Here is a 23420-nt window from a genome sequence, read left to right as displayed (position 1 = left end):
AAGGAGAAAAACAATGGCTTTTGCTGATGGTATTCAAGAATTCATTGATCGTAGCAACAAGGTGTTATATCCGGATTTCTACAAATTACCGGTGCAACAGCAGCGCGATCTGTATCTGCGGCTGAATGATGAGTTTGCGTTTCCCGAGACTGAAAACGTCAAGGTTTCCAGTCAGGTTGTACAGGGCCCTGAGGTCCAGGTACCGGTGCGGATATATACTCCAATCGGATCCCGGCGTCAGGGGGTGGTGTTTTATCTGCGAGGTGGTGGATTTGTCCTTGGCTCCGCGGACTCGCACCACTCTGCCATTGCCGACCTGTGCAGACAGACTGGGTTGACCGTGGTTGCCCCGGATTTTCGTCTGGCTCCTGAGCATCCGTTTCCGGCGCCGTTGGAAGACTGCTATGCGGCCCTGCTGGCGTTGCGTAATGGTGAACTCGATATAGATACCGCCACCGATGCGGTCATTATTGCCGGCGACAGCTCGGGTGCCAATATGGCGGTGGTGGTGGCGATGATGGTGCGTGACCGGCAGCAGCCTCCACTGGCCGGTCAGGCGTTGATTTCCCCCGTACTGGATTTCAGCAGATGGCGCCATGGTGGAGATGACGCGCCGTTGTTGTCCGGTGGCGAAATGGAGTTTTTTACCGCCTGTTATGCACCGACCACCGGGCAGGTCCGGCATGCCTATGTCTCTCCCCTGATCAGCGGTTCGTTTCATGATCTGCCTCCGGCTTACATCATGGGTGCGTCCGAGGACTCTCTGGTTCAGGATGCCGTGCGCTACAGCGAACATTTGCAACAACAGGGGATAGCGGTTGAGTTAACCATTGAACCCGGACTGGTACATGCGCCACTGCGGGCCCGGCGACTGTCTCGCAGCATGGCTCAGGCCTGGGCACGCTATTGTGATGCGGTAACCCGACTGGCCCGGGTTCCAGAGGAGGCATATTGATGAACACAACGAATCAGCCAGCCGTCATCGTAGATCCATATTCCACTGGCGCACTCTACGCTGAGACGTTCAGGCAGCGCGGAGTTCCGGTTTATGCCGTGATATCAACCCCGGTTCCGCCGGATGTTTATGCCGCTTCCTATCGACCGGACGATTTTGATCAGGTGTTCGTATTCACAGGAGATAATCTTGAACAACTGCTATCCAGTTTGTCGGCGTTGCAGCCGCGCTGCATATTGCCGGGTACAGAGTCAGGCGTTGAGCTGTGTGATCTTCTGTGTCAGTCACTGTTACCGGAATATGCCAACGACGCGAACTTAAGCAGCGCCCGGCGACATAAGTATCTGATGGCGCAAGCCGTGGCTGCCGCCGGACTGGCAGTTATTCCGCAAATCTGTACTGACTCTGTCGCGGTTGTGGAACGTTGGCTGGAGGAATTTGCGCTGAGGGGGCGCGATCTGGTGATCAAGCCTCCGAAAAGTGCCGGTACCGATGGCGTTCGTTGCATCAGAGCCGGTGAAGACTGGAGACCTTATTTTAAAGCCCTGGTGCATACCAAGAACCGGCTTGGGCTGATGAATGATGAAGTACTGGTGCAGCAATACGTCACTGGCCATGAGTTTGTGGTCGATACCGTCAGTATTGCCGGCCACCATACCGTTACCGATATCTGCCGGTACCACAAGATTGATAACGGCGGCAATATGGCGGTTTACAATGCCATGGAATGGATTTCCCCGTCAGCACCGGATAACACCGCATTGATTGCATACGCGTTTGGGGTGCTCGACGCATTGGGCATTCGACATGGTGCGGGTCATGTGGAGCTGATGCTGACACCTGAGGGCATCCGGCTGATTGAAATTGCCGCCCGTCCTCACGGTGGCGGTCAGGCCAGATACAACCGGGTGGCGACCGGTGACAGTCAGTTAGACCGGCTTGCCCGGTATCACTGTGACGGCGAATTACCGACGCAGGATTTCCAGTTGCTGCGACATCTGACCGTTACCTTTCTGGTGGCGCGGGAAGCCGGTATTGTCAGTAATACAGCGGTGCTTGACCGGGCTCAGGCGTTGTCTACCCATTACACCAGCGTGATCAATATTCGGGATGGTGATCGGGTTGAAAAGACCAAGGATCTGTTCTCGAACCTGGATCTGGGTTACATCGTTTTGTGCGGACCCGATGCAGCAGCCGTTGAACGCGATTTTCAGACCATTAAACAGCTGGAGCAGCAACTATTGATTACGGAGTTTCATGATTTGACCGCATGATCAAAAGATTCGAATTCAAGAGCAATTTTCGGGAATCCTGGCAGTATGAAGCCGAGTAGTTTAATCCTCTGAACTCCCATACATACGAGGTCTGTTTCCGGCTTCATAAAAACTGCCGAAACGAGGTGTGTCTTTTGACTTGAGAAATACCAGAGGACCGGCGGATGACCGAACACACCCAAAAAACAATTGCTGAAAACGTGTTTCTGGATCGATATATCCGACAGCGTTTTAACCCCCGCTATATCGATCCGGAACACCATAGTCACCATTTTCGGGCTGGCTTTGGTGTTCTGTTGCGACGTAGCCGAACCACACTGAACATTAGCCAGGCGGCGGCGGCCGAATTGGCTGGCGTGTCGATGACCCAGTATCGGAAATATGAAGCCGGTCGCGATAACATGCGACTGTCGACGTTATTTTGCTATTTGTCCAACACTGGCATTCCGATCGAATTTCTGCTGTTACCCCACCTCGGTGCACAATCACATTGCCGTATGATCAACGCCAGATATTTGCGATTGCAGTCCTATATCGTCCGCTGTTCTGCCAGAGAGTTTGACAACTTTGTTGGTCTCGTTGCGATGCTGCTGATAGGCAAAAAATCCATAATACGGGGCACGCAGCATGAGTTGGGTAAACAACCTGCTGAACAATTCTCACTGGATTCTTTGCCATCCATACTGGCGACTCTTCGACGTATGCGGGAATTGTGCAAACTGTCTCGCCGGGAGTTTGCAGAACTGCTGGGTATTGCTCCGTCAACATTAACGGCTTTTGAGCGTGGGAACGATATCGGTAATTTACCGCTGTGTCTGGTGCATCGGTTCTGGATGGCTTCTGGCCTGTCGCCATTGATACTGGTACACGGTTCGTCAGTATTTGATCACTACCGTGCCCGGCATAAACGCCTTACCCAGTTGCATGATCTGATCGCAGATGAATCTGAGGAATTACTCGGGCATCTTGAGGTGATTTTTAAAAATATTCATTCCATTCATTCCTCCCCACAAATATCCAGAGTGTTGTCTTTGTCCGGGACAGGGAAGAAACCTGCCGGAACTCTGTATCCGGTTAATCAGGCATCCCATTATATTCCCACCATGAGCGATGCTGAGCGCATGACCATGTAGCTTTAGTGAATTTTGCCGCAGGCTCGGTCATAGCCTCACGATGCTTCAGAATTGACAGGTAAATCAGAACCTGGCCACAATCGCGGCTCGATTGATAACGATCAGCCCCACATGGACAGACAATCTTCCTGGACGGTATATATGCTGCGCTGTTGTGATGGCAGCCTGTATACCGGTATTACCACAAACCTGGACCGGCGCCTGAAAGAGCACAATGGCGATTTATCCGGTGGCGCCAGATTTACCCGTGCGCGAAGACCGGTCGAAGTGGTGTATCAGGAAAGACAGCCTGACCGCAGCCAGGCCAGTCGACGTGAGCGGGTGATCAAAAAAATGGAACGCCGGCAAAAGCTGGCTCTGATTTATTCCTTTCCACAGCAAAGCACTTTGGAGTCAGACTATGAATGACAAATGGATTCAGCGTTTTTTTCAGATGGCTGAACTGGTGGGATCCTGGAGCAAAGATCCCAGTACTCAGGTGGGAGCCGTGATCACTCAGGGAAACCGGGTGGTTTCCGTTGGGTTTAACGGTTATCCGCGTGGAGTGGGGGATTCAGCCAATCAGGACGATCGTGAGACCAAGCTGCTGAAAACCATTCATGCAGAAGAAAACGCCATCCTGTTTGCCAAGCGCGACCTCACCGGTTGCGAAATTTATGTTACGCATTTCCCTTGCCCGAACTGTGCTGCCAAAATTATCCAGACGGGCATAGCCACTGTTCATTGCCAGACCCAAAATGAAGAATATCTGAGTCGGTGGGGAGAAAAATCCCGTGTTAGCGAAGCGATGTTTGCAGAAGCGGGTGTGAACGTTCACTGGTGTTGAGAGAAGGGAGCTCACTATCTTTGACGTATTATTTTTGTCGCTGATAGCGCTGTTAAAAGGCGGCCATTTGCTTAATAGAATGCTAAAGTCCTGTCAGTACTTATGCTTTCGAATGGAGAACCAGATCACAGTTTAAATGATAATTAAATCTCGTTATTTGGTCGTCAGAAAAACCACTGTATATTCCGCGCGTTGGTTGATTTTCAGTCCAATAAGAGTTGAATTGATCGAGTGCAGAGGTATCCATTCCCGTTTTTTTGTTCGCTTGATTGATGGCTGAAAGTACGCAATATCACACCAAATGACCTCCCGAAAGATGACGGGTGGTTATATTTTCCAGAGTCGTTGTAATGTAAAAGTTCCGTCGGATCATGCCTCGTCCTCCATATCCACAACTATGGTAGGAGTCACAATAGGAGCATGGTGTGACAGTATCAGCGACCCTGGTCTATATGCCGATACATTTTGTAAGGACATTGCTTCCGTCGTCCTTGCTGAGTGTTATTCGGTCCTCTTCATAAACCATTTTCCGGTCAACGATACACGGAAGTATCGTCTTTTTACGCACTGCTGTGACCTCTCCTGCATGATTTAAATTTTACGAGTTTATCTCTGGTTGAATTTAGTCCGATGACGTACCTTGTGACTTTCGAAGGATTGTTCACGTCAAAACCCGGTAACATATTCAGAGTCAAAAAAACCGACGCTGGACCCATCAAGGAAGCATTACTGAAGGAGTAAAGGAAATGGCAATACCTTATCTGCATGCCAACAGTTATCTGGAAAACCTGTTGCGGGAGCGCGATCAGCAGGAACTTTCTGAAGCGCTTCGACCCAAACCTGAACAGCCCGCCAAACCCCGTCTTCCCAGGGATCATCGTATTAATTCCAAAATGCTGGCCCGGCGCTGGGAGTTGTTTGCTGATCAGAACGGGATTCGGGAGCAAATACTCGATCCGGCTACCGAAGCGACGATGGATGTTTACCAGCATAACATTGAAAATTTCATCGGCACGGTCAAGCTTCCGGTAGGTGTTGCTGGCCCGTTACGGGTGAACGGTCTGTTCGCCCAGGGAGATTATTACATCCCGCTGGCCACCACCGAAGCTGCCCTGGTGGCCTCTTATAATCGTGGGGCCCAGCTTATTTCAAGAGCGGGAGGTTGTACCACTCTGCTGCTTCAGGAAGCGGTGATGCGGGCGCCTGGATTCGCATTTGAAAACCTCACTCAGGCCGGCACTTTCGTTGCCTGGGCCATTACCCAGATCGAACAGTTCAAAATTGAAGCAAGTAAAACCACTCGTCACGGACAACTGCATGACATGCAGGTGACCGTTGAAGGCAATCATGTGTATCTGCGTTTTGATTTCACCACCGGTGATGCATCCGGGCAAAACATGGTGACCATTGCCACTCAATCCATTTGTGAATACATACGATTAAACTCTCCTGTCGAACCCAGTTATTTTTTCCTTGAAGCCAACATGTCCGGTGATAAGAAAGCCAGCGCCCAGTCCTTTGTTTCCGTTCGCGGCAAACAGGTAACGGCGGAGGTTACGGTACCGTCTGATCTGATTCATGGGCTTTTGCATACTTCGCCTGAACGGATGGAGGATTACTGGCGCATGTCGGCACTTGGCGGGGTACTGAGCGGCACCATCGGCGTACAGGGACATTACGCCAATGGGCTGGCGGCGCTTTACATCGCCTGTGGTCAGGATGCTGCCTGTGTGGCGGAATCCGCCGTCGGGGTGACCCGGTTTGAACTGACCGATCAGGGCGACCTGTATGCGGCTGTTACGTTGCCGAATCTGATTGTCGGAACCGTTGGTGGAGGTACCGGACTGCCCAGTCAGAATGCCTGTCTGCAGTTGTTGGGGCTGGCAGGAGCAGGACATGCGCGAGCATTTGCCGAGGTGACTGCGGCGACTGTTCTGGCGGGCGAACTATCCATTATCGGCGCGTTGTGTGCCGGGCATTTTGCCCGCGCTCATCAATCGCTGGCTCGGGGTTAAGAATATATGTTGAGGCATTTACAACGCTGGTGGATCTATCAGCGTGAACGTTTTCCATTGCTGGCGCATGGGCCTCTGGTCGCCGCCTTCAGCTTTTCGGCCGTTGCCTATTCTTCATTATTACGGGGAATTACCGAGCTGCCGTCACTGAGTACATGGCTGGTGGCTTTTTTCACCGCACTGGCGTTTTTCATGCAGCTGCGCATCGCCGATGAATTCAAGGATTACGAAGAAGACTGCAGTTACCGGCCTTACCGGCCAGTACCTCGTGGACTGGTGACGCTCAGGGAGCTGGGTATTGTTGGGATATTGCTGGCAATACTGCAGCTGACATTGGCTCTCTGGCTATTTCCCCCGTTACTGATCTTTTTAGGATTGACCTGGAGCTATCTGGCGTTGATGAGTCGGGAGTTTTTTGTGTCGGAATGGCTGAAGGCGCGCCCCGTGACTTATATGTGGTCACATATGTTGATCATGCCTCTCATAGACCTGTATGCATCTGCGTGTGACTGGCTGGTAGCCGGTGACGGCCATGCGGTCAGGGGGTTGGTGTGGTTTCTGGCGGTCAGCTTCTTTAATGGCATGGTGATCGAGATCGGTCGGAAGATTCGTGCGCCGGAAGACGAAGAGCCCGGGGTGGAAACCTATTCCGTTCTGTGGGGGTGTCGCAAGGCTGTCAGAATCTGGTTGGCGGTATTACTGGTAACGGCCATCTGTGCCGCCATTGCCGCCTGGCAGATTGATTTTCTCATCCCAGTGGCCGTGGTTCTGGTGGTGCTGTTCGGCGTGGCGCTGGTGGTTGCGAAGCAGTTTCTGGCGCATCCTCTGACGGGTGCCGGAAAGCGTTTTGAAGTGGTTGCCGGGGTCTGGACCCTGGGGATGTATCTTTCTCTGGGCGCAGGCCCGTTGTTATGGAGTATGTAATGATCGGGCAATATGTACATGATCAGTACAGTGATATTGATTTAAATGTGTTTGGCGGCAAGGCCGCGGCACTGGCTCATCTGGCTGAAGTCGGACTACCGATACCTGAATGGATCGTGATTGATCCCAGGGCCTGTCTGGACAGTCTTGATATTGATCCGGCAACGATTACGGATGCAGAGATGTTGCGCCGGAATCTTCGTCTGACGAATGAGTTTTCCCGTCAGTTGCAACAGGCTCTCGAACGACTTGCCGCAGCGGGTGATCGCCTGGCGGTGCGTTCCTCTGCCGTAGATGAAGACGGTGCCGGGCATTCGTTCGCCGGTCAGCTGGAAAGCTATCTGTATGTGCCCGTTGCGCAGGTTGCTGAGCGTATTGTTGATGTCTGGTGTTCGGGCTTCAGTGAGCGTGTGGTCACCTATCGGCGGGAAAACAATCTGAGCCTGCCACCACCGGTACCAGCTGTGTTGATTCAGCGTATGGTCAACAGCGACAGTGCCGGCGTTGCCTTTGCGGCTGACCCGGTCAGCGGCCGGCGCGATATAGTGGTCGTTTCTGCTGTATATGGCCTTGGTTCGGCGTTGGTGTCTGGAGAAGTGGATGCGGATACCTGGCGAATCGATACTTCCAATCACATCGTCGAGCGGGATATCTGTGCCAAACACAGTGGCGAATACCTCGATGAAGAGGCGGTCGATCATGTTTCCTTGCAGACCGTCGACCCGGACCGTGTCAATGCCCCGGTGCTGACCGATCGGCAGCTGATCGCCGTGGTTGATCTGGCGCGTCGTTGTAGTCGCCATTTTGATAAACCTCAGGATATTGAGTGGGCGATGGCCGGAGAGCAGCTGTTCCTGTTGCAGTCCCGACCGATCACCGCCCTGCACCAGCGCCCGGATCCTGCCGGTGAGCACAACCTTTGGGATAACAGTAATATCGCCGAAAGTTATGGTGGTATTACCACTCCGCTGACCTTCAGTTTTGCCCGTCAGGCCTATGAGTCTGTCTATCGTGAATTCTGCCGGATTCTGCGGGTACCGGAATCAGTCATTGCTGCCAACGACGTTGTCTTTCAGCGTATGCTCGGGCTGATCCGTGGCCGGGTCTATTACAATCTGTTGTCATGGTATCGGGTTCTGGCGCTATTGCCGGGATTTACCCTGAATCGCCGTTTCATGGAACAGATGATGGGAGTGAAAGAAGGGTTGCCTGAAGAAGTCGCCGCCACGTTGAAGGGGACTGTGTCCGAACGGCTGCGCGATGCCTTCCGACTGGGTGGCAGTCTGCTGGGATTGGTGTGGAGTCACATCCGTTTACCCGCCAGCATCCGCCGGTTTTACCAGCGTCTCGATGATGCCCTGAACACTGGCGAAGACCTCACCTTACTCAACAGCAGCCAGTTGGCTGCCAGCTACCACCGGCTGGAGCAAAAGCTCCTGACCCGTTGGGATGCGCCGCTGATCAATGATTTTTTCGCCATGATCTTTTATGGCGTACTGCGCGGACTTTGCACTAAATGGTGTGAAGATCGCGACGAAACCCTGCAAAACAATTTGCTGGCCGGTGAGGGCGGTATGATCAGCGCCGAGCCGGCCAGACGGGTTCGGCACATGGCCGAGCTGGCCGCACCTGACGAGGCATTTTGTCAGCAACTGGTGCAGGCAGATGTGGCCACCCTGACGAAGGCCATGGCTGAGCATCCCCAATTCCAGCGTACTTACCATGAATATATTGAGAAGTTTGGAGATCGATGTCTCGACGAACTCAAGCTGGAAAGCGCCACCTTACATGATGATCCCCTGGTGTTGCTGCGTTCTGTCGGTCATTTTGCTGAACGCTTGCGGAATCAGCCGGAAACGGCCGAAGCCGGGGCTGTTGAAGCACAGATTCGTGCCAGCGCCGAACAGCGGGTTGAGGCTGCCCAGGCGACTCATCCCATCCGGCGACGAATATTTCAATGGGTACTCAGAAATGCCCGGCACCGGGTCCGTGACCGGGAAAACCTGCGTTTTGAACGTACCCGGCTGTTTGGTCGGGTGCGGCGTATTTTTGTCGAACTCGGACGACGGTTGTATGCCAAAGATCTGCTGGAACACAGTCGTGATGTGTTTTATCTCGAAGTCGCCGAAATTCTGGGTTTTATCGAAGGGACTGCCGTAACCACAGACCTCAAGGCTTTGGTCCGTCTGCGCAAGGCAGAGTTTGCCGGCTATGCCGACATGCCGGTTCCGGCCGACCGGTTTGAGACATTTGGTATTGTCCATCAGGGCAATGACTTTACCGCTCCGGCGATTGCCAATGAGGTCATTGACGGAGATCTCAAAGGTATTGGCTGTTGTCCCGGTGTCGTTCGTGGTCGGGTCCGGGTCATTGTCGATCCCCGTAATGCCGTGCTGCAGGCCGGTGAAATTCTGGTGGCTGAACGGACGGATCCCGGCTGGATCATGCTGTTTCCAGCGGCAGCCGGCATCTTGGTGGAACGTGGCAGTCTGCTGTCTCATTCGGCCATTGTATCCCGGGAAATGGGGATTCCGGCGGTGGTGTCAGTGACCGCGATTACCCGTACTCTGAAAGACGGTGACTGGGTGGAATTTGATGGCAGTACCGGGGTAATACGACGCTTGCCGCAACCGGAGCAGACACAGGAGGCGTCGAATGAGCAGTGAAGTAGCCGGAAGAGCGGATTTTACCCAGATTCGTTATGCCCAATGCTGGGAGGATGCGGATATTCTGGTCGCGGCCTTATCGACGGCTAAAGCGGGACAGTGTCTGTCCATATGCTCCGCCGGTGACAATGCCCTGGCCCTGTTGGCAGCAGGCGCTGAGCGGGTGGTCGCACTCGATCTTAACCCGGCCCAGCTATATTGTCTGGCACTGAGAGTCGCGGCATATCGGGAACTGAACCATGGTGAACTACTGGAGCTGATGGGGTCACGTCCCAGTCATCGCCGCGCTGAACTCTATCAACGCTGCCGCACACTGCTGGATCAGGACAGTCGCCGGTTCTGGGATGCCCATGGCAACGAAATTGATGCAGGCATTGGCGGGGCAGGTAAGTTTGAGCGTTATTTTGCCCTGTTCCGGCAACGATTGTTGCCGTTGGTTCATTCCCGCAATCGCATTCAGCAACTATTGGCTGGGGGAGACCGTAGCAGACGCCTGAAGTTTTATCAGCATCAATGGGATACCTGGCGCTGGCGGTTGTTGTTCAAAGTATTTTTTTCCCGTTTTGTCATGGGGCGTATGGGCCGTGATCCCAGCTTCTTTCGCTATGTTGAAGGCAGCGTGGCCAATCATATTCTGAGTCATACCCGCTTTGCCCTGACCGATCTGAACCCGGCGGAAAACCCGTATCTGCACTGGATCCTGACCGGTACGCACGGTGAAGTGCTGCCCTACGCACTGAGGGAACCGCAGTTTGAAGCCATTCGCGAACGACTTGATGGGATTGAGTGGCACCAGCTGTCCATTGAAGAGTATCTGCAACGTCATCCAGGACAGCGCTTCGATGCGTTTAACCTCAGCGATATTTTTGAATATATGTCTGAAGAAAACTATCAGGCACTGTTGGAACAACTCCTGGCAGTGGCCAATCCTTCTGCCCGGATGGCCTACTGGAACATGCTGGTGCCGCGAAAATGCCCAGCGGCACTGAGCGGGCGTCTGCGTGGACTGGATGATCTGGCGGTCCAGTTATATGCCAGAGACAAGGCGTTTTTCTATCGCGATTTTGTGGTTGAGGAAGTCCGATGAATCCGTGGCTCGGAATTCTGATCGTGCTGACAGCGCTGGCCGGTGCATTTATTTCAACCCGGCTGATTGAACGCTTTCTGGCACCGGATCCGGAAGTGCTGCGTAAACTTATACATGTGGAAATGGGGTTGGTGACGGTTACGTTTCCGTGGCTGTTCGACCGCAGCTGGCCGGTACTCTTGCTGGCGCTGGTCAGTGTCTCGGCACTGACCCTGCTACGCCGGGGCATGTCGCTGACCCGATCCCTGCGGGGGTTACTGCATGGTGTTGAGCGCACTTCCTGGGGGGAGATGCTGTTCCCCGTATCGGTGGCGTTAGTGTTTGTGCTGGCCGATGGCGACCCATTGTTATATTGCGTGCCTATTCTGGTATTGGCGCTGGCCGATGCCGTGGCGGCTCTGATCGGTGTTTACTACGGTCAAAACCAGTTCAGTACGCTGGAAGGCAACAAATCGGTGGAAGGCTCGGTGGCCTTTTTCGTTGTTACGTTTTTATGCGTACATGTCTCTTTACTGTTGTTTACCGTCACTGGACGGGTCGAGTGCCTGCTCATCGGCCTGTTGATGGGCGTGATCGTTATGATGTTTGAGGCCCTGGCGTGGCATGGCCTCGATAACCTCTTTATACCTCTGGCTACGTATGCATTGTTGAACAGTTATCTGGAGATGGATACTACGGCACTGACCCTGCGTCTGGCGGTCATCATTCTGCTTGGAGCGCTGCTGTGGCTGTGGCGTCGGTACAGCACCATGGATGCCAGTGCACAGATGGGGGCCGGGTTATTTGCCTATGCTGCCTGGAGTGTTGGTGGCGTGTACTGGCTGGGCATTCCGATGTTGTTCTTCGTGCTGACCATGTGGTTTGCCCGTCAGGTCCGGCGTCAGGGGCGCGGTAATATCCATAATGTCTATGCCTTGCTGGGAGTCACCGGGCCGGCATTGTTCTGGCTGTTGCTGGATGATCATCAGGGCGGCAATGATCCTCTGTTTGCCTATATGATTGTTTTTGCCTGCCATATCACCATGCTGACTATTTCTCATGCTCACTACCAGCTGGCGCGCCTGCCGGCAGGTATTATGGGGGCGGCCGTTATAGCCGGAATGATGCCGGTGTTGCTGTTTTGTCTGGGGTTGCGGGTATTTGATCTGCAATTGTTGCAGGTACTGGTGGTCAGTGCTGTGGCGTTGGTATTGAGTGGTCTGTTATTTCTGCGACTGCAACCACAGCTGGATAACTGTCCGGTCACTCCGGAACGCTGGTTGCGTCAGGCCGGTATTGCCGGTGGTGTTTCGTTACTTAGTTGGTTGGCCCTGTTGATAACGCCTGGAGAATTGTTGTGATCATGGTAGAAGAATGGTGCGGAGGCGATTATCCGCAGTCGGTACAGTTACCGGATTTTGATCCATCGGTACTGACTCATCATGAAGCCGATGTACATCTGCTGGCGCTGCGTCAGCAACAGGTGGTTGGCAGGTTGTCGTTATGGTGGAATCGGGTTCCGGAACTGAAATCTGAACGTTTGGGGGTGGTGGGGCACTTTGATGCCGCGGATGCCGCAGCTGCCAGCGAACTGCTGCTGCAGGCCCGTCAGCAGCTTAAGGCGCAGGGATGTACGCTGATGATTGGCCCCATGGATGGCAATACCTGGCGTCGTTATCGCTGGGTCAGCGATGTCGGTAGTGAGCCGCCTTTTTTTCTGGAACCCGAGAATCCTTCAGCTTATCCCGACTATTTCCGACAGGCCGGATTTCATCCCCTGGCCCATTATTCCTCAGCGCGGGTGACCGACCTGAACCTTCAGGATTCTCGTATTCCAGCTGTGCGCGAACGGTTGCAAAAGAGGGAAATCAGCTGGCGGGCCCTGGATATGAATCGGTTTGAGGATGAATTAAAAGCCATTTACCAGCTTTCCATCCAAAGCTTCAGCGGCAATTTTCTGTACACCCCGATTACAGAGGCTGAGTTTTTACAGCAGTATCAGGCGGTTCAGACAGTGGTGCAGCCGCAACTGGTGTTGCTCGCAGAACAACACGGAGAGTTGCTCGGCTATCTGTTTGCCATTCCTGATTTTAATCAGGCCCGCCGTGGAGAGGACATCGATACCTGTGTGTTGAAAACCGTTGCGGTTCTGCCCGGGCGTCGTGCTGCCGGTCTGGGCGCGGTGCTGGTGGCGGAATGTCATCGGATTGCCCGGGACATGGGCTACTGCCGGGCCATTCATGCGCTGATGCACGCCTCCAACAAATCCAAAAACCTTTCCAGCCATTATGGTCAGAGCATGCGTGAGTATACGTTGTATCAACACTACCTGGATGATCGACAATGAATATCACCCGTATCCTGCTGGATCGCGCATTACAGCATCCCGATACTGCGGCGATTATTGATCAACACCGCGGAAATACCAGACTCTGCAATTATCAGCAACTGGCCGATGCTGCGGGTCGGACCGCTGCCATGTTCCGGCATTATGGTCTTGGTAAAGGCGACCGGGTGCTGGTCTTTCAGACGATGTCCTATGAACTGTATGTGGTTCTGCTGGCGCTGTTTCAGCTGGGTGCGGTGGCGATGTTTCTGGATCCGTCAGCCGGTCGACAACACATTGATCAATGCTGCGAACTGGGCCAGCCACGGGCGTTGATTGCCAGTGCCAAGGCCCATTTGCTGCGCTTGTTTTCATCGCAGCTGCGGCGGATTCCGGTTAAGTTCAGTATTGGTTTTCCCATTCCCGGAGCGGTTTCCCTGGCTCAGTCTGACAGCTATATTGCGCTGACTGAGATCAGCGACTGTACCGATGACGATCCGGCGCTGTTGACGTTTACCAGCGGCAGCACCGGACGCCCGAAAGCGGCTCAGCGTTCTCATGGTTTTCTGCTGGCCCAGCATGCCGCCTTACAGGCCACTCTGAATCCCCAGCCCGGTGATGCGGATCTGACCACATTGCCAGTGTTCCTGCTGGCCAATCTGGCATCCGGTATCACCAGTGTCATTCCCGATGCCGATATGCGGGCACCCGGACAAATCGACCCTGTGCCGGTCGTTGCCCAGATCGTTCGTCATCGGGTCAATCGTACAGCCGGATCGCCGGCGTTCTATCAGTGTTTGCTGGAGTACTGTGCAGAACAGAATATGACGTTGCCAGGGTTGAAACATATCGGTACCGGCGGTGCGCCGGTGTTTCCGGAACTGCTGCGACAACTACAGCAAATGGCACCCAACGCCAGCGTGGCAGCGGTTTATGGTTCCACCGAAGCAGAGCCCATGGCTGAAATCGACTGGCAGCAGATCAGTGATGATGATCTGAACGCCATGCGCAAAGGCCAGGGCTTGTTGACCGGTCAACCGGTCGGAGCCATTGCGTTACGGGTGATCACAGATCGCTTCGGTGAGGCAATCGGGCCATTCACCGCATCAGAATTGGAACAACAGCAACTGGCAGCCGGAGTGATTGGGGAGATCGTGGTATCCGGTGATCATGTGTTGCCAGGTTATCTGCACGGTGAAGGCGATAACGACACCAAGTTTGAAGTGGACGGTCAGCGCTGGCACCGAACCGGTGACGCCGGCTTTTTCGATACCCTTGGTCGGTTGTGGCTGGTAGGACGCAGTCATGCCCGTATCGAAGACAGCAAAGGCGTTCTGTATCCGTTTACGGTCGAATGCGCCGCACATTTTTTTCCGCAGATTCGCCGCAGCGCCATGATGGCGTGGCAAGGGAAACGTATTCTGCTGATTGAAGCGGATGCCGCTCTCGATCTCGCTGCTTTGAATCAGGCGCTGGACTGGGCACAGCTCGATGACATTCGGCGGGTTCGAAGCATTCCCGTTGATCGTCGTCATAACGCCAAAATCGACTATACCCGGCTACAGAAACTGCTTGAATAAGCCGCCAACTGCCGATGGAAAAAGCGGTTGTTCCGGGGTGGAAGTCATGATTACTGTCTGGCAGATTAGCGCCGGCTAATTGTGAATCCGCTCTAAAAACCTATGTCTGCATTTGACCTGTGATGAGTTTATTGAGATAAGCCTTTTGATATTTTTATATTCACCGAGTGAGCAAGTACTCCACTTAAGGATCACTACCAAACAAGGACCGTTACGCCATGACGCAGGACATCACCGCCCTACCGCAATCCATTAAAGATTTTATTCAACGCCACGGCCATTCCCTGAACCCCTTGTGTTGGGTCGCGACGTACCAGTACCCCAAAGAAGCGAAAGCGTTTACCCCGGAACAGACCTCACTGCACATGTTTGTATTGGACAGCGATGGACAACTGTCGTTGCTGCGGCGTCATGAACCTTCCAGGCGAGGTATCGTTTATGAACTCGGACCGCGAGACGTGCATGGCGCGCCCAAACCGGCCAAACCCAGAATCAATCTGGAAAAATCCGCCCCGGTTCTGACCGCTGACATTCCCGATACCCTGCCGCCCGGTACGCCTGGCGTCGATGATTTCGACAACCCCGATTATTTTGCCCAGTTGCAATACTATTACCCGGACGACAGTACGGGTGTGATCACGGATTATCTCATCAGTACGTCTTCGCAAACGTTTCAGGCGCAACTGTATGGCAGCACCGGAAAACTGTCTCTGTATGGCCCGGAGCAGATCCATTACCAGGCGGGTACACCGGTCACCGCAGATCAATGGCAGCAGTGTCGTGAGGCTCTGCAACAGGCCTGTGATCTGCTGAGCGAACAACGCCGGCAGGTAGATCCGATGACAACCTGGCCTCGCACTGTGCAACCACTGCATTTGATCAATACCGAAATATTGCATCCGGGTAATTCCAGAGAAATGGATCGCGCATTATTCACTGATGATGGCCATCCTCTGGCATCGCAGTTCAGCATCGCTGAGGAGGTCTGGCAGCGAAAGTTCCAACGGTCAGATGTTTTTACCAAGCGCTTCAAACAGCAGCAGGATATCGAGCCCGATATACTGTCCAGCCGGTTAGGTCAGAGCTTCGGTCTGGCTAAGGTGAATATCTATCACCTTGCCAACGGTCTAATTGATCTGATCTACCTGTTGGCAGACAACACCGGATGGCAACCTCTGCAGGCATTACAGGATATTGCCACGCAACTGAGTTATACCGATCCTCATGCTTGGGTGAAAGAAGCCGCGCTGGCAGCATTGCTCAGTCGTGACTGTGATGTCCGTTCCCAGGACAAACCCGGTAACCGTTCTCCTTATTATGAGTGCCTGAGTCAGATCGGTGAGCAGTTGCATCAGTTTGCACAGTTGCAGCGACAGCAGGAAAAAGTCTTATCTGTCACCGGGCAGCACAACTGCCCATTACGCAAAACCCTTGTGCTGCCAGAGATTGGTTCAAACTGGGGTTATCAACCGTCGAAGAACCTGTCACAGCCAAAACGCATTTTGAGAATCGGATTATTCTTCGATGGTACCGGCCAGGATCGCTACAACGATGAACGCCTGCCAGACCGGGATATCTCCAATGTGGCAAAGCTGCATGATTTGTATCTGGAACAAACCACTGAGCAGGGTAATGAAATCATTACCACCAGAGCCATATATATTCCTGGCGTGGGAACCATCACCGGCAGGGAAACGGATGACGGTTTTAAAGCCAAAGACAGCAAAATCGGCCTGGGGTTGGGTATGGGGAAAACCGGTGGCTATGCGCGGATTGAACTGGCATTAGGGCAAATCAATGAACATCTGAATGAACAAGAGTACGACGAGGTAATCTTTGATGTATTCGGCTTCAGCCGTGGAGCAGCGTTGTCCCGCCACTTTGTGAATCTGATCAATGAATGGCCGGAGCAACTGACCATCTGGGAGCTGAAGTACCGTAACCCATTATTGGTCAGTATCCTGCCGGTCGAGCCAGTAAAAAGACAGGTGTCAGCGTTTCCACAGCATCTGCGGCACCGGGTGCATTTTGTCGCCCTATGGGACACCGTGGGTAGCTTTGGCTGGCCTGCCGATGAACGAAATCTTGATTTTAACCTGAACCTCAATGCTCATAGCGCCGAGCGGGTCATGCACATCGTTTCTGCCCATGAGATCCGCCATAATTTTCCATCCACCCGCTTGGCTGATGCCAGTGGCCGTCTGCCGGCCAATTTCACCGAAATCATGGCTCCCGGTGTTCATTGTGACGTGGGGGCCGGCTATGAAAACCCTACCGGCAAAGGCTTTGAAAACTGGGAAGTGATCCCGGTGCAGATTTTGGCGGGCTGTAACGATGGTGGCCTGCTGCTACGGGCCAAGCAGCGTGAAATTGAAGCCCGTGGGCATTATGCCAACGCGCAGGGTTTCGATATTATCGAAGAAATCCGCAAAGCCACCTTCAAGGAGCTGGCCTGTTACCCTCTGCACACCGTAATTGATGCCGCCAAAAACCAGGGCGTACCACTACGGCCGCTGACTCCCGATGATAGTGCTTATGTGATCCCTGATCGTTTGCAGCGGGTGTACGATATGTGGCAACAAGCCGGTGGACAGATGAAGATGGCACGACAGTTTCTGATTGAATATATCCATACCTCTGAGCGCGATGGCGATATAGTGGATCGCCCCAACCTTATTAACGGCCAAAAGGCTCGGCAGGTGTTTTATAACCACTCTGAGCAAGCTGTGACAGTGGAGTCTAATGATGCGAAGCGTTAAATACCTGTACTGGTTATTAGCATTGTCACTACTGTTAAGTGCTTGCAGTGAAAAAACCTATGAATATGGTTTTCGAGCAGGGGGTATTGGAGGCGATGGTTGGCCTGTCTGGGTGGAATATTTGATCATTAACGAATCCTGGCAACTACCTGTTGGTGCGTTATCGGGCGGAAACGCCGATACAAGCCAACGACCTCCAAGTGGCAAATCATCCAGTGCCGGCTGGGTACCATTGCCTCATACGGTCCGGGCCCGCTGGTTCTCGTACCGTACCCAAACCTTTTATGAAGCCACAGTAGAAATTCCTCAAGATAAACAAAAGCAAATCAGGCAGTGGCTTAAACGTTATCCGGTAGAACGCTATTTACCCTCACTTGTCACAGGGTTTGCCGGGCAGGGGGAAATCCAATTATGGTGGAATGTGAGTTGTGTCAAAATCGGTTGTCCAAAAGGCCCGAAGAACTTTGAATTCCACTATTTTGAACTCACCCCCCGCATCCAGGCCACCGTGGCAGAAGGGGATGCCCGTCGTCATCGTGAAGGGACTAAACAGGAAGTGGAGATGGGGTTTCTGCCACCGGAAGTGCTGGATTTGATTCCTCCAGGTCAGGACAAATCTGAATCGGTTACTGGATCTGAGTGAATGGGTTTTGTCGCGCGAGAGGTTAAGTACCTGTACTGGCTAATAGCATTGCCATTGTTACTCAATGGTTGTGACGAAAAAACCTATGATTACGGTTTTGATACCGGAGGGTTTGGCGGTTCCGGTTGGCCGATCTGGGTGGAATCGTTGGTCATTAATGAAGCGTGGAGGTTACCGGTCGGTGCGCTTTCAGGAGGCGAAGCTGAAATTAGTAAACGTCCACCTGGAGGTAAATCTGCCAGTGCTGGCTGGGTACCATTGCCCCATACTGTGCGAGTTCGCTGGTTCTCGTACCGTACCCAAACCTTTTATGAAGCCACAGCGGAAATTCCTGAAGACAAACAAAAGCAGATTAAACAGTGGTTTAAGAAATATCCGAGAAAAAAATACTTTCATGATCTTGTTACAGGGATAAGAGGCCAGGGAGAGATACAGCTCTGGTGGTACGTTGGCTGTGTCGGTATTGATTGTCCAAAAGGCCCGAAGAACTATGAATACCACTACTTTGAGCTCACCCCCCGCATCCAGGCCACCGTGGCAGAAGGGGATGCCCGTCGTCACCGTGAAGGGACCAGGCAGGAAGTGGAGATGGGGTTTCTGCCACCGGAGGTGCTGGATTTGATTCCTCCAGGTCAGGACAAATCTGAATCGGTTACCGGGTCTGAGTGAATGGTTTTCGTCGCGCGAAATTTTAAGTACCTGTACTGGCTATTAGCATTACCATTGCTACTCAGTGGTTGTGACGAAAAAACCTATGATTATGGTTTTGATACCGGAGGGTTTGGCGGTTCCGGTTGGCCGATCTGGGTGGAATCGTTGGTCATTAATGAAGCCTGGAGGTTACCGGTCGGTGCGCTTTCAGGGGGGGATGCTGATATTAGTAAATATCCACCTGGAGGTAAGGCTGCCAGTGCTGGCTGGGTACCATTGCCCCATACTGTGCGAGTTCGCTGGTTCTCGTACCGTACCCAAACCTTTTATGAAGCCACAGCGGAAGTTCCCAAAGATAAACAAAAGCAGATTAAACAATGGTTTAAAAAATACCCCAGACCAAAGTATGTACATAACCTGGTCACCGGCATTAGAGGCCAGGGAGAGATACAACTCTGGTGGTACGCTGGCTGTGTTGGAATGGGGTGCCCAGAAATACGGCCCGAAACCTACGAATACCACTACTTCGAACTCACCCCTCGTATCCAGGCCACTGTGGCAGAAGGGGATGCCCGTCGTCATCGTGAAGGGACTAAACAGGAAGTGGAGATGGGGTTTTTGCCACCGGAAGTGCTGGATTTGATACTTCCAGGGCAGGACAAATCCGGGGCTGATTGAGTGGGTTGCGCTATGCTGGTGTTCGGGCATTCCCTATTACAACGATAAAACCCTGGCACAGAAACCCTCAGATAATTATGGTTGTTCGCTGCAACTGAATCCCAGACAATAAAACCAGCATCTGGATATTGAAACACTCTCCTCCGCCATTCCTGGCGATGCATAACAGTGATTCCCTTTACAGGTGAGTCACTGTTTTATCTGATCACAGCAACAGGAATTCTGATGACCACCAGACAAGCCCCTCAAACCAGCCTTCGTGCTCTGTTCAATCTGCTCCGTTATGCCAGAGGTTATCGGCGCAATATTGTCCTGGCAGCACTGTGTTCGGTATTGAACAAATTATTTGATATTGCACCGGAAATTCTGATTGGTATTGCCATTGATGTGGTGGTGAATCAGGAGAAAAGTTTTGTCGCTTCACTTGGGTTTGTTTCGGCCAAGTCCCAGATCGTGGTGCTGGCGGTGCTGACGTTTCTGATCTGGTTTGGTGAGTCGTTGTTTCAGTATTTGTATCTGATTTTATGGCGCAATCTGGCCCAGCGGTTGCAATCGGATATGCGTCAGGATGCTTATGATCATGTTCAGAAACTGGATATGTCTTTTTTTGAATCCAAAAGCACCGGCACGCTGGTGTCGATCATGAATGATGATGTGAACCAGCTTGAGCGTTTTCTCGATGGTGGAGCCAATGAAATCATCCAGACCATGGTGGCGGTAGTTGCGGTGGGCAGTGTGTTTTTTGTGTTGTCGCCTTCGGTGGCGGTACTGGCGTTTACACCGGTGCCGGTGATTCTCTGGGGAGCCTTTTATTTTCTGCGTAAGGCGACGCCACTGTATGCCGATGTACGCGATAAAGTCGGTGCCCTGGCGGGCCGGCTGTCGAACAATATCGGTGGTATTGCGACCATCAAATCCTTTACCGCTGAAACCCGGGAAAGCGAGCAGTTGCGTGCAGCCAGTGAGCGTTATGTGCAAGCCAATCGCAAAGCCATTGCCGTCAGTTCTGCGTTCGTGCCGGTTATCCGCATGGCGGTTCTGGCCGGTTTTCTGTTTACCTTTATCGTCGGTGGCTTTAAAGCCCTCAATGGCGATTTGAATGTGGGTGCCTATGGCGTACTGGTGTTTCTGACCCAAAGGCTGTTATGGCCGTTGACCCGGCTGGCAGAAACCGTTGATCTGTTTGAGCGGGCCATGGCCTCCACCCGCCGGATTCTGGATCTGATTCATACGCCGGTGCAGGTCAGAGATGAAGGGACGGAACGTTTTCCCGGCCCGGTTCGGGGCGATATTTCCATTGATCAGGTCAGTTTTACCTATCCCGGCAGCAATGCCGGTGTGCACGGGCTTAATCTGGATATCCGGGCCGGTTCCACGGTGGCGTTTGTCGGCGCGACCGGTTCCGGTAAATCCACGCTTATCAAATTGCTGTTGCGGTTTTATCAGCCGGGGCAGGGAACCATCCGGATAGACGGGCTGGATATCACCACTGTTACGTTGAAAACCCTGCGTGAAAACATCGGTCTGGTCAGCCAGGATGTATTTTTGTTCGAAGGCAGTATTCGGGAAAACATTGCTTATGGCCGGCCTGGTGCCAGCGATGCCGATGTGATTGCCGCCGCCAAAACCTCAGAAAGCTGGGAATTTATCGAGCGCCTGCCTGATGGCCTCGATACGCTGGTCGGGGAGCGTGGCGTCAAACTGTCGGGTGGTCAGCGGCAACGTTTGTCGCTGGCGCGGGCGCTGCTCAAAGACCCGGCGATTCTGGTTCTCGATGAAGCCACCAGTGCTGTCGATAATGAAACCGAAGCGGCTATTCAGCGTTCTCTGGCGCATATTTCCCATGGTCGTACGGTGATTGTCATTGCCCACCGGCTTTCCACGATCGTGGCGGCAGATTGTATTTATGTGATCGAGCAGGGTCAGGTTGTGGAGCAGGGCAATCACCAGCATCTGATTGATCGTCAGGGCAATTACTGGAGTCAATGGCAGGTACAGACCGGCCATGCGTGACAGGATGACGGTGGTATGCAGCTGCACGAGTAAGCGGCAATTTCAAACCCCGGACAATTCCAGTAGAATTCCGCGCCCAATAGAGATCCGGTAAATGGTTTTTGGCGATGAATATTAGAGCGTTATTGAGTGAAAAAGTGGCGGCGGCGATGGCGGCGGCAGGTATTCCTGCTGAATTTGGCCCGAATCTGGCGCTGAGCAAGAATCCGCAATTCGGTGATTATCAGGCCAATGGAGCCATGGCCGCGGCCAAGGCCATGAAAAGCAATCCTCGCCAGATCGCAGACAGTATCATTCAACACCTGGATCTGACTGGTCTGGCCGATAAAGTTGAAATCGCCGGACCGGGTTTCATCAATATTTATCTGTCCTCTGCCTGGCTGGCTGGCATCAGCGAGGAGATCAGCACCGATGCCCACTTGACCGTTCAGGCAGCGGAGCCGGCGCAGACCATTGTCATCGATTATTCCGCACCCAATCTGGCCAAGGAGATGCACGTAGGGCATCTGCGTTCCACCATTATTGGTGATGCCATGGCCCGTCTCAGTGAGTTTCTGGGTCATCGGGTGGTTCGCCAGAACCATATCGGAGACTGGGGTACTCAGTTCGGCATGTTGATTGCCGAACTGGAAGAGACTCTGTCTGAGACCTCACAATCATTCCAGCTCAAGGATCTGGAAAGCTTTTATCAGCAGGCCAAAAAACACTTTGATGAGGATCCGGCATTTGCCGACAAGGCCCGTGAATATGTGGTCAGACTGCAACGCGGTGATGAGGGTGTGTATGCCTTATGGCAGCAGTTCATTCAGTTGTCGCTGGCACACAGTGAGGAGTTGTATGAACGCCTCAATGTTTCCTTGAGCCGCGAGGATGTGCGTGGCGAAAGTTATTATAACGATCAGCTGGCCAGCACCGTGGCCGATCTCGAAGCCAAAGGGCTGGTGGTTGAGGATCAGGGGGCCAAGGTGGCGTTTCTGGAAGAGTTTGCTGATAAAGACGGCAAACCCGGTGCCTACATCGTGCAGAAACAGGGGGGTGGTTTTCTCTATGCCACGACCGATCTGGCCGCCATGCAGTTTCGGATTCAAACCCTCAAGGCTGATCGCATTCTGATTTTTACGGATGCCCGGCAGGGACTGCACTTTAAACAGTTATTCACGCTCTCGCGCAAAGCTGGCTATGCGCCCGATGCGGTGGAACTGGTGCATTGCGCTTTCGGAATGATGATGGGAGCCGATGGCAAACCGTTCAAAACCCGCAGTGGTGGCACGGTGAAACTGGCCGAGCTGGTGGATGAGGCCATTGAGCGTTCCGAAAAACTGGTGGCGGAAAAGAATCCGGAGCTGGACGCTGAACAGCAGCAGGAAGTGGCCCGTAAAGTGGCCATAGGCGCGGTGAAATACGCCGATCTGTCAAAAACCCGGACCAACGATTATGTCTTCAACTGGGATGCCATGCTCAGTTTTGAGGGTAATACCGCACCTTACCTGCAATATGCCTATACCCGGATACAGTCGATTTTCCGTAAGGCTGGTGAGTCTGATGCCTACCTGCGCGCTGCGATTGTTCTGGAACACGAGCAGGAACGCGCGCTGGCATTAAAACTGGCGCAGTTTGAGGAAGTACTGTTGCAGGTTTACCGCGAAGCCATGCCGCATTCTCTGTGTGCTTACCTCTATGATCTGGCCGGTCTGACCATGAGCTTCTATGAAAACTGCGCCATTCTCAAAGAGGGTGTTGATCCAGCGGTACGTGACAGCCGTCTGCGGTTGTCTCACGGCGTTGCCAGTACCCTGCGTTGTGGGCTTGATCTGCTGGGTATTGAAGTCATGGAACGGATGTAAGCGAACATTGCCAGGACACCCGCCTGAAGGCATACGCATTGCCTGGACACCCATCTGAAATGATGGG

At 53.1% G+C, this 23420-nt stretch carries 18 protein-coding genes; all 18 read left to right on the top strand.

Annotated elements, in window-relative coordinates; all coding sequences use genetic code 11:
* The first annotated feature begins 13 nt into the window (after positions 1 to 13).
* The 18 genes from YC6258_RS22925 to argS all read left to right on the top strand — a co-directional run bounded on the left by YC6258_RS22925 (position 14) and on the right by argS (position 23353).
* Entirely contained in the window at positions 14 to 955 is a 942-nt protein-coding gene (locus tag YC6258_RS22925; protein ID WP_044618960.1) for an alpha/beta hydrolase, read from the top strand.
* Entirely contained in the window at positions 955 to 2229 is a 1275-nt protein-coding gene (locus YC6258_RS22920) for an ATP-grasp domain-containing protein (protein ID WP_044618959.1), read from the top strand. Before YC6258_RS22925 ends, YC6258_RS22920 begins: the two co-directional genes overlap by 1 nt.
* A gap of 164 nt (positions 2230 to 2393) precedes the next feature.
* Positions 2394 to 3362 (top strand): helix-turn-helix domain-containing protein, encoded by a 969-nt coding sequence (locus tag YC6258_RS22915; protein WP_044618958.1) that lies wholly within the window; start codon positions 2394 to 2396, stop codon positions 3360 to 3362.
* Positions 3363 to 3473: 111 nt separating this feature from the next.
* On the top strand, positions 3474 to 3770 hold the full coding sequence (locus tag YC6258_RS22910) for a GIY-YIG nuclease family protein (RefSeq protein ID WP_044620344.1): 297 nt from the start codon (positions 3474 to 3476) through the stop codon (positions 3768 to 3770).
* A complete protein-coding gene (locus YC6258_RS22905; protein ID WP_044618957.1) occupies positions 3763 to 4188 on the top strand; it encodes a deoxycytidylate deaminase in 426 nt (141 codons plus the stop codon). The genes YC6258_RS22910 and YC6258_RS22905 overlap by 8 nt, the downstream gene beginning before the upstream one ends.
* 746 nt (positions 4189 to 4934) lie before the next feature.
* Positions 4935 to 6203 (top strand): hydroxymethylglutaryl-CoA reductase, encoded by a 1269-nt coding sequence (locus YC6258_RS22900; protein ID WP_052830513.1) that lies wholly within the window; start codon positions 4935 to 4937, stop codon positions 6201 to 6203.
* Between the two features lie 6 nt (positions 6204 to 6209).
* Complete coding sequence (locus YC6258_RS22895) at positions 6210 to 7127, top strand: UbiA family prenyltransferase (protein ID WP_044618956.1); 918 nt, start codon at positions 6210 to 6212, stop codon at positions 7125 to 7127.
* Positions 7127 to 9793, top strand: a complete 2667-nt coding sequence (locus tag YC6258_RS22890) for a PEP/pyruvate-binding domain-containing protein (RefSeq protein WP_144407721.1) — start codon at positions 7127 to 7129, stop codon at positions 9791 to 9793. Before YC6258_RS22895 ends, YC6258_RS22890 begins: the two co-directional genes overlap by 1 nt.
* Entirely contained in the window at positions 9783 to 10880 is a 1098-nt protein-coding gene (locus tag YC6258_RS22885) for a BtaA family protein (protein WP_044618954.1), read from the top strand. Before YC6258_RS22890 ends, YC6258_RS22885 begins: the two co-directional genes overlap by 11 nt.
* On the top strand, positions 10877 to 12220 hold the full coding sequence (locus tag YC6258_RS27670) for a diacylglycerol/polyprenol kinase family protein (RefSeq protein ID WP_052830512.1): 1344 nt from the start codon (positions 10877 to 10879) through the stop codon (positions 12218 to 12220). Before YC6258_RS22885 ends, YC6258_RS27670 begins: the two co-directional genes overlap by 4 nt.
* Before the next feature lie 2 nt (positions 12221 to 12222).
* A complete protein-coding gene (locus YC6258_RS22875; protein WP_044620341.1) occupies positions 12223 to 13206 on the top strand; it encodes a GNAT family N-acetyltransferase in 984 nt (327 codons plus the stop codon).
* On the top strand, positions 13203 to 14765 hold the full coding sequence (locus tag YC6258_RS22870; RefSeq protein ID WP_044618953.1) for an AMP-binding protein: 1563 nt from the start codon (positions 13203 to 13205) through the stop codon (positions 14763 to 14765). The genes YC6258_RS22875 and YC6258_RS22870 overlap by 4 nt, the downstream gene beginning before the upstream one ends.
* 218 nt (positions 14766 to 14983) lie before the next feature.
* Positions 14984 to 17524: a T6SS phospholipase effector Tle1-like catalytic domain-containing protein gene (locus YC6258_RS22865; protein ID WP_044618952.1), complete on the top strand. Its 2541-nt coding sequence runs from the start codon at positions 14984 to 14986 to the stop codon at positions 17522 to 17524.
* The gene (locus YC6258_RS22860; RefSeq protein ID WP_082070859.1) at positions 17508 to 18167 is read left to right on the top strand and encodes a DUF2931 family protein; all 660 of its coding nucleotides are present in this window, start codon (positions 17508 to 17510) and stop codon (positions 18165 to 18167) included. Before YC6258_RS22865 ends, YC6258_RS22860 begins: the two co-directional genes overlap by 17 nt.
* On the top strand, positions 18168 to 18836 hold the full coding sequence (locus tag YC6258_RS22855; RefSeq protein WP_052830510.1) for a DUF2931 family protein: 669 nt from the start codon (positions 18168 to 18170) through the stop codon (positions 18834 to 18836).
* Positions 18837 to 19496: a DUF2931 family protein gene (locus YC6258_RS22850; RefSeq protein WP_052830509.1), complete on the top strand. Its 660-nt coding sequence runs from the start codon at positions 18837 to 18839 to the stop codon at positions 19494 to 19496.
* Positions 19497 to 19721: 225 nt separating this feature from the next.
* A complete protein-coding gene (locus YC6258_RS22845) occupies positions 19722 to 21509 on the top strand; it encodes an ABC transporter ATP-binding protein (RefSeq protein ID WP_044620338.1) in 1788 nt (595 codons plus the stop codon).
* A gap of 107 nt (positions 21510 to 21616) precedes the next feature.
* The gene (argS, locus tag YC6258_RS22840) at positions 21617 to 23353 is read left to right on the top strand and encodes an arginine--tRNA ligase (protein WP_044618950.1); all 1737 of its coding nucleotides are present in this window, start codon (positions 21617 to 21619) and stop codon (positions 23351 to 23353) included.
* Positions 23354 to 23420 lie beyond the last annotated feature (67 nt).

It is taken from the genome of Gynuella sunshinyii YC6258 (genome assembly GCF_000940805.1).
In the GTDB taxonomy this organism is placed as follows: domain Bacteria; phylum Pseudomonadota; class Gammaproteobacteria; order Pseudomonadales; family Natronospirillaceae; genus Gynuella; species Gynuella sunshinyii.
Note: the sequence above shows the minus strand (reverse complement) of the source record. Positions and strands in the feature narration are given on the sequence as shown.

Bases quoted from the DNA above. Each gene is read 5' to 3' on its own strand.
- YC6258_RS22925 (WP_044618960.1), top strand. From the start codon at position 14: ATGGCTTTTGCTGATGGTATTCAAGAATTCATTGATCGTAGCAACAAG.
- YC6258_RS22920 (WP_044618959.1), top strand. From the start codon at position 955: ATGAACACAACGAATCAGCCAGCCGTCATCGTAGATCCATATTCCACT.
- YC6258_RS22915 (WP_044618958.1), top strand. From the start codon at position 2,394: ATGACCGAACACACCCAAAAAACAATTGCTGAAAACGTGTTTCTGGAT.
- YC6258_RS22910 (WP_044620344.1), top strand. From the start codon at position 3,474: ATGGACAGACAATCTTCCTGGACGGTATATATGCTGCGCTGTTGTGAT.
- YC6258_RS22905 (WP_044618957.1), top strand. From the start codon at position 3,763: ATGAATGACAAATGGATTCAGCGTTTTTTTCAGATGGCTGAACTGGTG.
- YC6258_RS22900 (WP_052830513.1), top strand. From the start codon at position 4,935: ATGGCAATACCTTATCTGCATGCCAACAGTTATCTGGAAAACCTGTTG.
- YC6258_RS22895 (WP_044618956.1), top strand. From the start codon at position 6,210: ATGTTGAGGCATTTACAACGCTGGTGGATCTATCAGCGTGAACGTTTT.
- YC6258_RS22890 (WP_144407721.1), top strand. From the start codon at position 7,127: ATGATCGGGCAATATGTACATGATCAGTACAGTGATATTGATTTAAAT.
- YC6258_RS22885 (WP_044618954.1), top strand. From the start codon at position 9,783: ATGAGCAGTGAAGTAGCCGGAAGAGCGGATTTTACCCAGATTCGTTAT.
- YC6258_RS27670 (WP_052830512.1), top strand. From the start codon at position 10,877: ATGAATCCGTGGCTCGGAATTCTGATCGTGCTGACAGCGCTGGCCGGT.
- YC6258_RS22875 (WP_044620341.1), top strand. From the start codon at position 12,223: ATGGTAGAAGAATGGTGCGGAGGCGATTATCCGCAGTCGGTACAGTTA.
- YC6258_RS22870 (WP_044618953.1), top strand. From the start codon at position 13,203: ATGAATATCACCCGTATCCTGCTGGATCGCGCATTACAGCATCCCGAT.
- YC6258_RS22865 (WP_044618952.1), top strand. From the start codon at position 14,984: ATGACGCAGGACATCACCGCCCTACCGCAATCCATTAAAGATTTTATT.
- YC6258_RS22860 (WP_082070859.1), top strand. From the start codon at position 17,508: ATGATGCGAAGCGTTAAATACCTGTACTGGTTATTAGCATTGTCACTA.
- YC6258_RS22855 (WP_052830510.1), top strand. From the start codon at position 18,168: ATGGGTTTTGTCGCGCGAGAGGTTAAGTACCTGTACTGGCTAATAGCA.
- YC6258_RS22850 (WP_052830509.1), top strand. From the start codon at position 18,837: ATGGTTTTCGTCGCGCGAAATTTTAAGTACCTGTACTGGCTATTAGCA.
- YC6258_RS22845 (WP_044620338.1), top strand. From the start codon at position 19,722: ATGACCACCAGACAAGCCCCTCAAACCAGCCTTCGTGCTCTGTTCAAT.
- argS (WP_044618950.1), top strand. From the start codon at position 21,617: ATGAATATTAGAGCGTTATTGAGTGAAAAAGTGGCGGCGGCGATGGCG.